The organism is Vibrio diazotrophicus (genome assembly GCF_038452265.1).
Lineage (GTDB): Bacteria > Pseudomonadota > Gammaproteobacteria > Enterobacterales > Vibrionaceae > Vibrio > Vibrio diazotrophicus.
Genome location: NZ_CP151842.1, coordinates 46,547 through 60,908, shown reverse-complemented (window position 1 = coordinate 60,908; position 14,362 = coordinate 46,547). Strand labels below are relative to the sequence as shown.

Annotated in this window: 9 protein-coding genes, 4 tRNA genes and 3 rRNA genes; 4 read left to right on the top strand and 12 right to left on the bottom strand. The window is 46.4% G+C overall.

Annotation, left to right across the window (positions count from 1 at the left end):
- The first annotated feature begins 113 nt into the window (after nucleotides 1-113).
- The gene (gene ilvY / locus AAGA51_RS00290) at nucleotides 114-1,004 is read left to right on the top strand and encodes an HTH-type transcriptional activator IlvY (RefSeq protein WP_042489822.1); all 891 of its coding nucleotides are present in this window, start codon (nucleotides 114-116) and stop codon (nucleotides 1,002-1,004) included.
- Between the two features lie 30 nt (nucleotides 1,005-1,034).
- On the opposite strand, the gene AAGA51_RS00285 is transcribed toward ilvY, so the two are convergent.
- A complete protein-coding gene (locus AAGA51_RS00285) occupies nucleotides 1,035-1,565 on the bottom strand; it encodes an outer membrane beta-barrel protein (protein ID WP_156102088.1) in 531 nt (176 codons plus the stop codon).
- Nucleotides 1,566-1,886: 321 nt separating this feature from the next.
- Here AAGA51_RS00285 and AAGA51_RS00280 point away from each other — a divergent pair, with 321 nt between their 5' ends.
- Together AAGA51_RS00280 and AAGA51_RS00275 are read left to right on the top strand one after the other, a co-directional pair.
- Complete coding sequence (locus AAGA51_RS00280; RefSeq protein WP_042489826.1) at nucleotides 1,887-2,561, top strand: response regulator transcription factor; 675 nt, start codon at nucleotides 1,887-1,889, stop codon at nucleotides 2,559-2,561.
- Complete coding sequence (locus tag AAGA51_RS00275; protein ID WP_042489829.1) at nucleotides 2,545-3,831, top strand: sensor histidine kinase; 1,287 nt, start codon at nucleotides 2,545-2,547, stop codon at nucleotides 3,829-3,831. Before AAGA51_RS00280 ends, AAGA51_RS00275 begins: the two co-directional genes overlap by 17 nt.
- A gap of 55 nt (nucleotides 3,832-3,886) precedes the next feature.
- Here AAGA51_RS00275 and nagE read toward each other — a convergent pair whose 3' ends face one another.
- The 8 genes from nagE to AAGA51_RS00235 all read right to left on the bottom strand — a co-directional run bounded on the left by nagE (nucleotide 3,887) and on the right by AAGA51_RS00235 (nucleotide 11,076).
- Nucleotides 3,887-5,374 (bottom strand): N-acetylglucosamine-specific PTS transporter subunit IIBC, encoded by a 1,488-nt coding sequence (nagE, locus tag AAGA51_RS00270; RefSeq protein ID WP_042489831.1) that lies wholly within the window; start codon nucleotides 5,372-5,374, stop codon nucleotides 3,887-3,889.
- A 154-nt stretch (nucleotides 5,375-5,528) separates the two neighbouring features.
- A tRNA-Ser gene (locus AAGA51_RS00265) sits at nucleotides 5,529-5,619 on the bottom strand.
- 107 nt (nucleotides 5,620-5,726) lie between these two features.
- Nucleotides 5,727-5,842, bottom strand: a 5S ribosomal RNA gene (gene rrf / locus AAGA51_RS00260).
- 89 nt (nucleotides 5,843-5,931) lie between these two features.
- A 23S ribosomal RNA gene (locus AAGA51_RS00255) occupies nucleotides 5,932-8,821 on the bottom strand.
- Between the two features lie 355 nt (nucleotides 8,822-9,176).
- Nucleotides 9,177-9,252, bottom strand: a tRNA-Val gene (locus AAGA51_RS00250).
- 62 nt (nucleotides 9,253-9,314) lie between these two features.
- Nucleotides 9,315-9,390 (bottom strand) — tRNA-Lys (locus AAGA51_RS00245).
- Between the two features lies 1 nt (nucleotide 9,391).
- Nucleotides 9,392-9,467: transfer RNA gene (locus AAGA51_RS00240), tRNA-Glu, on the bottom strand.
- A 66-nt stretch (nucleotides 9,468-9,533) separates the two neighbouring features.
- Nucleotides 9,534-11,076: ribosomal RNA gene (locus AAGA51_RS00235) — 16S ribosomal RNA — on the bottom strand.
- The 16S, 23S and 5S rRNA genes sit together here with 4 tRNA genes alongside, the layout of an rRNA operon.
- A gap of 565 nt (nucleotides 11,077-11,641) precedes the next feature.
- Between AAGA51_RS00235 and AAGA51_RS00230 the strand changes: the two genes are divergently transcribed.
- Nucleotides 11,642-12,193, top strand: coding sequence for a gamma carbonic anhydrase family protein (locus AAGA51_RS00230; RefSeq protein WP_042489394.1), 552 nt, complete (start codon nucleotides 11,642-11,644; stop codon nucleotides 12,191-12,193).
- On the opposite strand, the gene AAGA51_RS00225 is transcribed toward AAGA51_RS00230, so the two are convergent.
- From AAGA51_RS00225 to hemF, 3 genes are all read right to left on the bottom strand, one after another.
- Nucleotides 12,194-12,460: a DUF1488 domain-containing protein gene (locus AAGA51_RS00225; RefSeq protein WP_042489397.1), complete on the bottom strand. Its 267-nt coding sequence runs from the start codon at nucleotides 12,458-12,460 to the stop codon at nucleotides 12,194-12,196.
- Complete coding sequence (gene aroE / locus AAGA51_RS00220; RefSeq protein ID WP_042489400.1) at nucleotides 12,460-13,290, bottom strand: shikimate dehydrogenase; 831 nt, start codon at nucleotides 13,288-13,290, stop codon at nucleotides 12,460-12,462. The genes AAGA51_RS00225 and aroE overlap by 1 nt, the downstream gene beginning before the upstream one ends.
- 127 nt (nucleotides 13,291-13,417) lie before the next feature.
- On the bottom strand, nucleotides 13,418-14,332 hold the full coding sequence (hemF, locus tag AAGA51_RS00215; RefSeq protein ID WP_042489403.1) for an oxygen-dependent coproporphyrinogen oxidase: 915 nt from the start codon (nucleotides 14,330-14,332) through the stop codon (nucleotides 13,418-13,420).
- Nucleotides 14,333-14,362 lie beyond the last annotated feature (30 nt).

The following is a 14,362-nucleotide window of genomic DNA, read 5'->3' as shown; positions in this document are numbered from 1 at the left end:
CCGTAGGGTCGGTGGCTCTGCACCGAATGAGTTCATACTAAAGCAGACATTTAATTGCTGAAAGTGATATATTCACAATTAGTCATTGCAATAAATGCAACGTGGAAAAGTTCATGAATATCAAAACCATCAAATTGTTTCTCAATATCTGCGACAGCAAGAATTTCAGCAAGTCGGCCACATCCATGCATGTCAGCCCTTCCGCTTTGAGCCGTCAAATACAGAAGTTGGAAGATGAGATTGGTCACCCGCTGTTTATTCGCGATAACCGTAGTGTAGAGCTGACTCCAGCGGGGGAAAAGTTATTACCAGTTGCCATAAAAATGGTTCACGACTGGACACAATTTCAGTCTCAAATCAACGCACAAGATCATGAACTCAAAGGTGAAATTCGCCTCTTTTGTTCAGTAACCGCAAGCTACAGCCATCTTCCGCAGCTACTGAGTTCATTCAGGCTTAAACATCCATTCATCGAATTTAAGTTGCTTACCGGAGATCCTGCTCAGGCAATCGATAAGATTTTAAATGATGAGGCAGATATCGCAATTTCCGCCATGCCTGAGAGCTTACCGTCTAAAGTTGAGTTCACTACCATCAGTGAAATACCACTTTCAGTGATTGCGCCGATAGGAATTAGCAGTTGGGTTGAAGAGCTGCATAAAGAAAAACCTGACTGGAGCCAGATTCCTTTTATTGTTCCCGAATCAGGAACCGCCCGCGATCGTGCCAATACTTGGTTTAAGAAAATGAAAATCAAACCGAGCATCTATGCACAGATTGCTGGTCATGAAGCGATCGTCAGTATGGTAGCGCTCGGCTGTGGTGTAGGAATCGCACCCGACGTTGTCATTAACAACAGCCCTGTGCGAGACAGTATTCAACGCCTGTCCTACTCTCCGATTAAACCCTTTCAACTCGGGGTTTGTTGCCGACGCTCACAGTTGGATAATCCATTAGTGAGAGCATTATGGGAACTGGCTGAAGGGACATTTATTTCTCAGTAAAGGCATGCTCTAAACGTAGAGCTGCCGATATTAAAACGGGTAAATTCGCACACCGAAGTTAACACTGTTTGAAATGCCGTAAGTTGAAATTGATTCTGTACTACTATCCATTTCAAAACTTTGGTCGGTTAACGAAACAGAAGCGGTCAGCTCTACATAAGAGTTGACTCGGTAATCCACACCGAAGTTGCCCGTTACACCAAAGACATTGATGTCGACATCTCCGACTTCATCACTCCCCATACCAAGCCCGACACTGAAGTAGGGAACAAAACGCTGCTCATCAAAAGCCCACTTTGTAATGCTGCGTTTATAGCTGATTGAAGTATAAGAAAGCACATCTTGATGGCTTAACATAAGCCAACTTGCGTCATCGACTTTATATCCAAGGCTAAACACGCTTGAGATTTCTGTATCGAGATCAAAATCCCCATCAACATACAATGGCTCAACCCAGCTGTATCCAACTTCAAAGAATAACTTACTGAAATCTTCATCATCATTGAATGCCATTGCTGAACTACTCAATGCGATGAGCAATAACGCCAAATACTTATTCAAAGGAAACCTCAATCTCTAAATGCCATCAAAACCCTGTGCATGCTTATCTGTTTCACTGTGCACATTAAGTTAATACGGCAATTTAGACGTGAACATTTCAGTTTTTAGCTGAGTACATCATTAACTATCTTTAATCTTTCCAAAAGGTCTGCTCAATATAGGTTCACATACAATCTGCCCGACAACCTATATACAAAAGCTGCAATGTTTAACGATTTACCCCCTAAATCGTATTGGCTCGCATTAGTCACGCGAGCCTACTTTTTTCATTCCCTTCCTACTTGCTTTCACCAGTAAAGTACCAATCAAAAAGGACATCCTATGAAAATACTCATCATTGAAGATGACAGCACAACCCGAGAGTTTGTCAGTAAAGGGCTAACGGAACACGGCTATGTTGTTGACCAAGCAGAAGATGGTAAGAAAGGGCTGATGATGGCGCTAAGTTCTGAATACCAACTGATCATCCTAGACAGAATGTTGCCCTACCTTGATGGAATGAAAGTGCTGGCCGCGATTAAAGCCGCTGAAGAGCAGCTTCCTATACTGATATTAAGTGCAATGGATAGCGTCAATGACCGCGTCGATGGTTTGCAAGCGGGTAGCGACGACTACTTGATTAAACCGTTTGCATTGGCAGAGCTTATTGCAAGAGTCGACATCATTATCAACCGCACACATAGACCCCAAACTACTCAACACGTCCTTAATTACCACTGTTTACAAGTCGATCTCAAAGCACACAAAGTGACCTGCAATCAGCAGGAAATCATTCTTCAGCCGAAAGAGTTCCAACTTATTCAATACTTTGTAGAACATAGTGAGCAAGTGGTATCGCGCATGCGTCTGTTCGAAAATATCTGGAGCTATCATTTTGATCCTAGAACCAACGTCATTGATGTGCATGTAGCGAACCTACGCCGCAAGCTGGAAGATGCCGGATGTTCAGGGCTGTTACATACGGTGAGAGGTGTCGGGTATGTCCTTCGTCGATGACTATGCATTAACTCGTTCATCCGTATTTAAAACATTGGTAAGTCTGTTTTTACTCGTGACTCTCATCAACATCATAGTGATACATCAAGTCTACAGAGATTCAGATAATTTCCACCGCCAACAACTCGCCAGACAACTTAATGATGAAATTTTGGAGTTCAACTTTGCAGCCCAGCAGAGCACGGAAGATGTAAGACAACTTTTAGAAACCAAGCGATCCGCCACAACGCCTTTCTACTACAACCTCATTGAAACTGACGAAATCGACTTGCCACACTCTTACTACCCAATCGATTTGCAAAGAAACAGGCATAACATTCTGGTCGGGAATAATCTCAAGCTGGAGATCGGTGTGAATAAAACCGCAGTTGAAGAATATCGAAAATCCCTCATTCCGATTGTCTTCTCTGGGATCATTCTTCCTGTTGCCGTCATGATTATATCTGCACTGTTTTTAACTGTACTTATTCTCAAGCGGTTGGAAAAAGTAAATCACGCTATGAATCGCGTTCTATGCGGAGAGCATAACGTCAAAATAGCGGTTTCTCGGCAGGATGATGAATTTGATATTTTAGCCATTCATCTCAACTTCATGATTGAACAAATGGCCAAGAACGAATCTAGCCTTAAATCTCTGACCACAGGTTTAGCTCACGATATGAGAACACCGATGGCGAGGCTTAAACTGCGTCTCGAAGACATTCTAGATCAAGACAAGCTATCGCTCTCTCAAAGAGCGAGTATTTCCGCTTGCTATGATGAATTGGAACTCATCCTGTCACTGTTCAATAGCATGCTTGAGATTGCCAAACTGAACAGCGGCCAAATCAACATCAGTAAAGAATCCATTGATTTAGGCAAAGTAACTCAAGACGCCATAGAGTTCATAGCCCCAGTAGCTGAAGCGAAACAACAACGCTTAACCTTCAGGCAAGACACCCTTTGCGAGGTTACCGGAGATCGCTCTCTGCTGTTTAGAGCCGTATTTAACCTGCTGGAAAATGCAGTGAAATACACTCCAAGCGGTGGATCTATTGATATCGTTGCTGACTGCTATGGTGTTGTCATCGCCGATACTGGCATTGGTATTTCTGACTATGACAAAATGTATGTTTGCCGCCCTATGTATCGGGCTGACCAAAGCCGTTCTGAAGCAGGCAATGGTCTAGGGTTATCTCTGGTTGATGCGGTCGTTAATCTGCATAACGCACACCTGTTCTTACGTGACAACAATCCAGGTCTACGTGCACGGCTCTACTTTGATAATTAATCGATATAAAAAAGGCTAAGTCATTACTTAGCCTTTGTCTTATTTTGATGTCCAGTTAAGCAGAGAAGTTAGGAACCACTACATCCGATAGATCTCGTGTCTCTGGAATAAGCTTCATCGAGTGAGCCACTTCTTCGGCTTCTGTTCCAATAATTACCTGCAAGTTATTCGCACCTATCTTCACTACACCCATCGCCCCTATGGCTTTAAGCGTACGCTCATCAACAATGGAAATGTCTTTCAACGTTAAGCGAAGGCGCGTAATACATGAATCGATAGAAGTAAGATTACTATGACCTCCCAACGCTTTCAGATACTGAGCAGCTTTCTCATTGGTTGTTGTTTCGTTCTCTTCAGCAACCTCTGCATCTTCGCGTCCCGGTGTTTTCAAATCAAACTTAACGATAGCGAATCGGAACACACTGTAGTAGATAACCGCGAAGGCAAACCCTTGTAGGATCAACATGTACGGTTTGATTGCGAGAGGCAAATTGAAAGACAGAATGAAGTCGATTAAACCACCGCTGAAAGTGAAACCCGCAAACCACTGCATACTCGCGGCGATATAAAGGGATAGCGCGGCAAGCAAAGCATGAACAACATATAACGCTGGCGCCACAAACATAAATGCAAACTCAATAGGTTCAGTAACACCGGTTAATATTGCGGTCAGTGCTGACGCCCCAAGAATGCCGCCAACTCTTTTCTTGTTCTCAGGCTTAGCACAGTGATACATAGCCAAACATGCAGCAGGTAAACCATATCCCATAAATGGGAAGAAGCCCGCTTGGTACATACCTGTGACGCCTAATTCGCCAGTCCCAGACCAGAACTTAGAAATGTCGTTAATACCGACAAGGTCAAAGATGAACACCTGATTCAGGGCGTGATGTAAACCAACGGGAATAAGAAGACGGTTGAAGAAACCGTATATGCCAGCGCCAGCAGCGCCCATTTCAGAAATCGAAACGCCAAAATTAACTAAGGAGCCATAAACTGCAGGCCATACGTAAACCATCACAACACTGATCAGAATAGAAGCCAGCGAAGTCACTATGGGCACGAAACGTTTACCGCCAAAGAAACCTAATGCAGCAGGCAGTTTGATAGTGTGGAAACGGTTATAAAGAGTGGCAGCCACTATCCCCATCATGATACCGGTAAACGCACTAACAGCAGCCGCGGACGCAATCAGTTCTGAAGAACTCATATCAGCGACAGGCACTCCGGTGATCTGAGAAATCACGGCGGTATTTCCGACAATCATCTCGACAATTAGCAGGCCAAGTAAGCCAGATAGCGCGGCTGCACCGTTATTATCTTTCGCTAATCCATAAGCAACACCAACCGCAAACAACCAAGCCTGGTTATCCATAATCCCTTTACCACCATAAACCAGCACAGCAGCTAATGGATTATTCGCCCCCCATCCAGAAGGGTCTAAAGCGTAGCCAAGGCCAAGCATCAAACCACCGGCAGGCAGCACGGCAATAGGCACCATCAGTGCTTTACCAATTTTTTGTAAGTATCCTAAAATGTTCACGTTTTATCCTCTTGCGTTTAATTGTTAAGAGAGGATACGAGCAGGATGATTAAGCGGTGGTTGTGTGTAGATTAAGTTTTATTAATCTTTTCACGATGATTTTAGAAAGGTACAGATAGCAAAAAGCCCGCTATTTCTAGCGGGCTTTGCAATGTGGCGGAGAGATAGGGATTTGAACCCTAGGTACGCTATTAACGTACGCCGGTTTTCAAGACCGGTGCTTTCAACCACTCAGCCATCTCTCCACAAATTGTCATCGTCAGATTAGTACACTGATGATGTTTGTTACTCGTTACTACAAGCAACCTTACCTTTTTATCTTCACTTTTTAAAAAAGTGAAAGAAAATAAAAGCCTGGCGATGTCCTACTCTCACATGGGGAGACCCCACACTACCATCGGCGCTAATTCGTTTCACTTCTGAGTTCGGCATGGAATCAGGTGGGTCCAAATCGCTATGGTCGCCAAGCAAAATTTTAAAATTCGGAAAGCTGTTAATGTTCTCTACACATTCAATTCTGTTCTTGCTTTGAGCCCACAAAACCCCTTGGGTGTTGTATGGTTAAGCCTCACGGGCAATTAGTACAGGTTAGCTCAATGCCTCACAGCACTTACACACCCTGCCTATCAACGTTCTAGTCTCGAACAACCCTTTAGGACGCTTAAAGCGCCAGGGAGAACTCATCTCAGGGCTTGCTTCCCGCTTAGATGCTTTCAGCGGTTATCAATTCCGAACTTAGCTACCGGGCAATGCTACTGGCGTAACAACCCGAACACCAGAGGTTCGTCCACTCCGGTCCTCTCGTACTAGGAGCAGCCCCCTTCAATTCTCCAACGCCCACGGCAGATAGGGACCGAACTGTCTCACGACGTTCTAAACCCAGCTCGCGTACCACTTTAAATGGCGAACAGCCATACCCTTGGGACCGACTTCAGCCCCAGGATGTGATGAGCCGACATCGAGGTGCCAAACACCGCCGTCGATATGAACTCTTGGGCGGTATCAGCCTGTTATCCCCGGAGTACCTTTTATCCGTTGAGCGATGGCCCTTCCATTCAGAACCACCGGATCACTATGACCTGCTTTCGCACCTGCTCGAATTGTCATTCTCGCAGTCAAGCGGGCTTATGCCATTGCACTAACCACACGATGTCCAACCGTGTTTAGCCCACCTTCGTGCTCCTCCGTTACTCTTTGGGAGGAGACCGCCCCAGTCAAACTACCCACCAGGCACTGTCCTCGACCCGGATAACGGGTCTGAGTTAGAACATCAAACATACAAGGGTGGTATTTCAAGGACGGCTCCACACAAACTAGCGTCTGCGCTTCAAAGCCTCCCACCTATCCTACACATGTAGGTTCAATGTTCAGTGCCAAGCTGTAGTAAAGGTTCACGGGGTCTTTCCGTCTAGCCGCGGGTACACTGCATCTTCACAGCGATTTCAATTTCACTGAGTCTCGGGTGGAGACAGCGTGGCCATCATTACGCCATTCGTGCAGGTCGGAACTTACCCGACAAGGAATTTCGCTACCTTAGGACCGTTATAGTTACGGCCGCCGTTTACCGGGGCTTCGATCAAGAGCTTCGACCGAAGTCTAACCCCATCAATTAACCTTCCGGCACCGGGCAGGCGTCACACCGTATACGTCATCTTACGATTTTGCACAGTGCTGTGTTTTTAATAAACAGTTGCAGCCACCTGGTATCTGCGACTCTCATCAGCTCCATCCGCGAGGGACTTCACCGTCAAGAGCGTACCTTCTCCCGAAGTTACGGTACCATTTTGCCTAGTTCCTTCACCCGAGTTCTCTCAAGCGCCTTGGTATTCTCTACCCGACCACCTGTGTCGGTTTGGGGTACGATTCCTTACAATCTGAAGCTTAGAGGCTTTTCCTGGAAGCATGGCATCAATGACTTCACTACCGTAGTAGCTCGACATCGTGTCTCAGCCTTAAAGAGAGCCGGATTTACCTAACTCTCAAGCCTACGCACTTGAACCTGGACAACCGTCGCCAGGCCCACCTAGCCTTCTCCGTCCCCCCATCGCAATTGTAAGAAGTACGGGAATATTAACCCGTTTCCCATCGACTACGCCTTTCGGCCTCGCCTTAGGGGTCGACTCACCCTGCCCCGATTAACGTTGGACAGGAACCCTTGGTCTTCCGGCGAGGAGGTTTTTCACCCCCTTTATCGTTACTCATGTCAGCATTCGCACTTCTGATACCTCCAGCATGCTTTACAACACACCTTCAACGGCTTACAGAACGCTCCCCTACCCAATACAATAAATTGCATTGCCGCAGCTTCGGTTGATTACTTAGCCCCGTTACATCTTCCGCGCAGGCCGACTCGACTAGTGAGCTATTACGCTTTCTTTAAATGATGGCTGCTTCTAAGCCAACATCCTAGCTGTCTGAGCCTTCCCACATCGTTTCCCACTTAGTAATCATTTGGGACCTTAGCTGGCGGTCTGGGTTGTTTCCCTCTCCACGACGGACGTTAGCACCCGCCGTGTGTCTCCCGGATAGTACTTACTGGTATTCGGAGTTTGCAAAGGGTTGGTAAGTCGGGATGACCCCCTAGCCTTAACAGTGCTCTACCCCCAGTAGTATTCGTCCGAGGCGCTACCTAAATAGCTTTCGGGGAGAACCAGCTATCTCCGAGTTTGATTGGCCTTTCACCCCTAGCCACAAGTCATCCGCTAATTTTTCAACATTAGTCGGTTCGGTCCTCCAATTGATGTTACTCAATCTTCAACCTGCCCATGGCTAGATCACTCGGTTTCGGGTCTATATCCAGAGACTGAACGCCCAGTTAAGACTCGGTTTCCCTACGGCTCCCCTATACGGTTAACCTTGCCACTGAATATAAGTCGCTGACCCATTATACAAAAGGTACGCAGTCACCCCACGAAGAGGCTCCTACTGCTTGTACGTACACGGTTTCAGGTTCTATTTCACTCCCCTCACAGGGGTTCTTTTCGCCTTTCCCTCACGGTACTGGTTCACTATCGGTCAGTCAGGAGTATTTAGCCTTGGAGGATGGTCCCCCCATATTCAAACAGGATATCACGTGTCCCGCCTTACTCGTTTTCACTCAAAATGACATGTCGGTTACGGGGCTATCACCCGGTATCGCGGCACTTTCCAGAGCCTTCACCTGTGTCATTAAAAGCTTAAGGGCTAATCCAATTTCGCTCGCCGCTACTTTCGGAATCTCAATTGATTTCTTTTCCTCGGGGTACTTAGATGTTTCAGTTCTCCCGGTTCGCCTCATTAACCTATGTATTCAGTTAATGATACTCACTTATGTGAGTGGGTTTCCCCATTCGGAAATCGTAGACTCAAGTGGCTTTTACTGCCTTATCTACGCTTATCGCAAGTTAATACGTCCTTCATCGCCTCTGACTGCCAAGGCATCCACCGTGTACGCTTAGTCACTTAACCATACAACCCCAAGAGGTCTTTATGTATGGCAAACAACCAAGGTTTAGTTGTCTCTCATTATTTGAATGAGCGAGAGACATTTCGATTTTGCCGGACTCAAATATGAATACTTACTTAAAAAGTAAGATTCCCAAGAACACTTGAATGTGTATTGGTACCTAAATGACTATGTCATCTAGGATTTGAGAACTTTTAATAGTTAATAATTAATCAAATTATTAACTGTCAGCTTTCCAAATTGTTAAAGAGCAAAGTGCATTTTCATCACTTTTTAAGGATTCTCGTCGTCAAAAGTCCGAACCACGTACGTTTTATTGAAGTGGTTTGGATTCTTTATCCAAAAATGCTTAAAGAGTGGTGGGCGATACCGGGTTCGAACCAGTGACCCCCTGCTTGTAAGGCAGGTGCTCTCCCAACTGAGCTAATCGCCCACATTTTCTAACTTGTCTTCACTTTAAAAAGTGAAATCAAACTAGTTTCCTGTGGAAGGAAATGGTGGGTCGTGCAGGATTCGAACCTGCGACCAATTGATTAAAAGTCAACTGCTCTACCAACTGAGCTAACGACCCATGGTATCCCGTAGGGGAGTCGAACCCCTGTTACCGCCGTGAAAGGGCGGTGTCCTAGGCCTCTAGACGAACGGGACACTAAGATACTCTTACTTTCTAAACCTAATCAATCTGTGTGGACACTCATCAAGAGAATCTATACGTAAGGAGGTGATCCAGCGCCAGGTTCCCCTAGCGCTACCTTGTTACGACTTCACCCCAGTCATGAACCACAAAGTGGCAAGCGTCCTCCCGAAGGTTAAACTACCTGCTTCTTTTGCAGCCCACTCCCATGGTGTGACGGGCGGTGTGTACAAGGCCCGGGAACGTATTCACCGTGACATTCTGATTCACGATTACTAGCGATTCCGACTTCATGGAGTCGAGTTGCAGACTCCAATCCGGACTACGACGCACTTTTTGGGATTCGCTTACTATCGCTAGTTCGCTGCCCTCTGTATGCGCCATTGTAGCACGTGTGTAGCCCTACTCGTAAGGGCCATGATGACTTGACGTCGTCCCCACCTTCCTCCGGTTTATCACCGGCAGTCTCCCTGGAGTTCCCGACATGACTCGCTGGCAAACAAGGATAAGGGTTGCGCTCGTTGCGGGACTTAACCCAACATTTCACAACACGAGCTGACGACAGCCATGCAGCACCTGTCTTACAGTTCCCGAAGGCACTCCCGCGTCTCCGCAGGATTCTGTAGATGTCAAGAGTAGGTAAGGTTCTTCGCGTTGCATCGAATTAAACCACATGCTCCACCGCTTGTGCGGGCCCCCGTCAATTCATTTGAGTTTTAATCTTGCGACCGTACTCCCCAGGCGGTCTACTTAACGCGTTAGCTCCGAAAGCCACGGCTCAAGGCCACAACCTCCAAGTAGACATCGTTTACGGCGTGGACTACCAGGGTATCTAATCCTGTTTGCTCCCCACGCTTTCGCATCTGAGTGTCAGTATCTGTCCAGGGGGCCGCCTTCGCCACCGGTATTCCTTCAGATCTCTACGCATTTCACCGCTACACCTGAAATTCTACCCCCCTCTACAGTACTCTAGCTTGCCAGTTTCAAATGCTATTCCGAGGTTGAGCCCCGGGCTTTCACATCTGACTTAACAAACCACCTGCATGCGCTTTACGCCCAGTAATTCCGATTAACGCTCGCACCCTCCGTATTACCGCGGCTGCTGGCACGGAGTTAGCCGGTGCTTCTTCTGTCGCTAACGTCAAATGATGCTGCTATTAACAACACCACCTTCCTCACGACTGAAAGTGCTTTACAACCCGAAGGCCTTCTTCACACACGCGGCATGGCTGCATCAGGCTTGCGCCCATTGTGCAATATTCCCCACTGCTGCCTCCCGTAGGAGTCTGGACCGTGTCTCAGTTCCAGTGTGGCTGATCATCCTCTCAGACCAGCTAGGGATCGTCGCCTTGGTGAGCCATTACCTCACCAACTAGCTAATCCCACCTGGGCATATCCTGACGCGAGAGGCCCGAAGGTCCCCCTCTTTGAGCCGAAGCTATTATGCGGTATTAGCCATCGTTTCCAATGGTTATCCCCCACATCAGGGCAATTTCCCAGGCATTACTCACCCGTCCGCCGCTCGCCACCCGAGAAACAAGTTTCTCTGTGCTGCCGCTCGACTTGCATGTGTTAGGCCTGCCGCCAGCGTTCAATCTGAGCCATGATCAAACTCTTCAATTTAAGATTTTGTCGGCTCAACGAATACTGACTTCAAAACTGCTCTTACTCGAAAGTAAGACGTAATTTTAAAGCTATTACCATTCCAACAGAATGGTAATGAATTGACTGTGCCAAGACCGAAGTCTTGATTGGTCACTCAGTTCATTGAAACCTAAGTTGCTTTGTTACAAGAACAAAGACTTAACTTTGATTTTCATCAACGAGTGCCCACACAGATTGATAGGTTTAAATTGTTAAAGAGCTTTCTCCCTACACGTTAGTGACTTAGGTCACTTCGGAAGAGGCGGTCATTTTAGCGATATAAACTTTCGTGTCAAACACTTTTTTAAGTTTATTTTCGTAGGCTTTCAGCCTTACAAAACAACCTTGCTGAACACCTTTTGTTTCTTTCGAAGCTTGTCCGTGTCAGCGAGGGGGCATTATAGAGATCAGCTTCACATTGGCAAGTGCTTTTTTAGCTTTTTTTCTATTTTTTGTTTGTTTGACTGTTTTTTGCGCGCAACGGGCTATAAATGCAACTAATTGGCTTTTAATATGCCATTGTCAGCCAGAAAAAGGAGGCCACATGAGCCCTGTTCGTAGTTACAAAGGTATCGTACCTAACATCGGTTCCCGAGTTTATATCGATTCAACGTCTATAATAGTGGGCGATATTCAATTAGGAGACGACGCCAGTATCTGGCCATTAGTCTCTGCTCGCGGCGATGTTAACCACATACATATTGGTGAACGTTCTAACATCCAAGATGGTAGCGTATTGCATGTCACTCACAAAAATGCCGATAACCCGAACGGCTACCCACTCATTATAGGTAATGATGTGACTGTCGGTCATAAAGTTATGCTACACGGATGCACAATTGGCGATCGCGTACTCGTTGGTATGGGAGCTATTGTTCTGGATGGCGTTGTAATAGAGAGTGATGTCATGATTGGGGCAGGAAGCTTGGTTCCTCCGGGGAAAGTCCTTGAGAGTGGCTACTTATATGTCGGAAGCCCTGTTAAGCAAGCTCGTCCTCTTTCTGATAAAGAACGAGCTTTCCTACTAAAATCTGCCGATAACTACGTGCAGACGAAAAATGACTATTTGAACGATGTTAAAGATGTTGTGCTTTGATTAGCTAACAACTTCTATTTGCCCAAGCTGATTGAAGGCTTCGTCTTCAATCAGTTCCTCAGCCAGTTCTTCTAGGTCAAATCGAACCCTCTCAAATGCAGCTAACGCTTCTTGCTCACTATTAATAGTGGCACCCGAGATCTTCGCAAGCTCATCGAGCGTAACAATACATTCAATTAAAGCACCAGATTGCTGAGCAGGAAACGTTACGACTTGTAGTTCACTGTTCCACTCTTGCATGTCAGGGAAAAGAATCGATTGGTTCATTAGCCTTCCAAATTTTTTCTTAATTCACGATGAATTTGTTTTGTGCCGGGACGCAAACCGCGCCATAACATAAAGCTCTCGGCTGCTTGCCCAACTAACATACCCAAGCCGTCATAGACATGACCACAGCCATTATCCAGCGCCCACTGGTTAAAGATGGTTAGGCCTTTGCCATACATCATATCGTAGGCCACACTCTGGGCACTGAATATAGAAGGAGAGATTTCCGGTAACTTTCCATCTAAGCTTGCAGAGGTTGAATTGATAATAAGATCAAAGCTGCCCTCGATTTGGCTCATCTCTGAAGCATTCACTTTTCCTAAACCGCTGAAGGCGTTCGCTAATGACTCCGCTTTAGCAAACGTTCGATTGGTAATGGTGATACTTTCAGGCTCTTTATCAATCAATGGTTTCAGTGCACCTTTAGCTGCACCACCAGCACCGATCAGTAGAATTTTAGCGCCTTTCAGCGGCACCTGATATTGCATAAGATCTTGTACCAGACCTTCACCGTCGGTGTTATCCCCTAAGATCTCACCGTCATCCAGTTTCTTCAACGTATTCACCGCACCAGCAAGTTGTGCTCGCTCAGTTAAACGGTCTGCAAACTTGTAGGCGTCTTCTTTAAAAGGAACCGTAACATTACAACCACGGCCACCGTTGGCAAAAAAAGCTTTTGCTGCAGCAACAAACCCATCAACTGGCGCTAACTCAGCGGTATATTCCATGCTTTGATTGGTTTGACGCGCAAACAATGTGTGAATGAACGGTGATTTGCTGTGTCCGATAGGATTACCAAACACCGCATAGTGATCTTTTACAAAAGCCATATCCCTGCCTCTACCAATAAAAAAGGTCGCTGAGTCTGTTACACCCTTCCTACTTGGAGTTGCAGCTTCAAGTAGGAAGGGGACAGTTAACAGTACTTAACGACCCTATCACTCAGTGCAATTTCTGTCACCACTCGCGCGGCACTAAAAACTCATTCAGTTTAGCTTCGCTGCTGCCAGCTTCCGGCTGGTAGTTATATTCCCAGCGAGCGAGTGGCGGCATAGACATCAGTATTGATTCAGTACGACCACCAGTCTGCAGGCCAAAAAGCGTTCCTCGGTCGAAGACTAAGTTAAATTCCACGTAGCGACCACGACGATACAACTGGAATTGACGTTCTCTCTCGCCATACTCGGTTGCTTTACGACGTTCAACAATCGGCACATAAGCTTGGCAGTAACCTTCACCGACCGCTTTGATATAGTCAAAGCACTTATCGAACTCCCAATGATTCAGATCATCGAAGAAAAGGCCACCGACACCGCGAGTTTCTTCTCGGTGAGGAAGATAGAAATAGTGGTCACACCATTCTTTATGCTGCTGATAAACATCATCACCAAACGGTTCACATAACGCTTTCGCGGTTGAATGCCACTGCTGGCAATCTTCAGCAAAAGGATAGAAAGGTGTTAAGTCGAAACCACCACCAAACCACCAAATTGGCTCTTCACCTTCTTTCTCTGCAATAAAGAAGCGCACGTTGGCGTGAGATGTTGGAACATAAGGGTTTTTAGGGTGCATAACTAAAGAGACACCCATGGCTTCAAACTTACGTCCCGCCAATTCAGGGCGATGCGCCGTTGCTGAGGCTGGCATTTGCTTTCCAGTAACATGTGAGAAGTTCACGCCACCTTGTTCAAACACCAAACCATCACGCATCACACGAGAGCGGCCACCGCCGCCCAACTTTTCGCCCGGCTCTCGATGCCACGCATCTTCAACAAACTTGGCACCACCGTCAACATGCTCTAATTGCTGGCAGATTTGATCTTGTAGTGACAGCAAAAACTGCTTTACTGCTTCTTTATTAATTGTCGACATCTTTTGTTCCTTACGAATTCCCATCGCAGA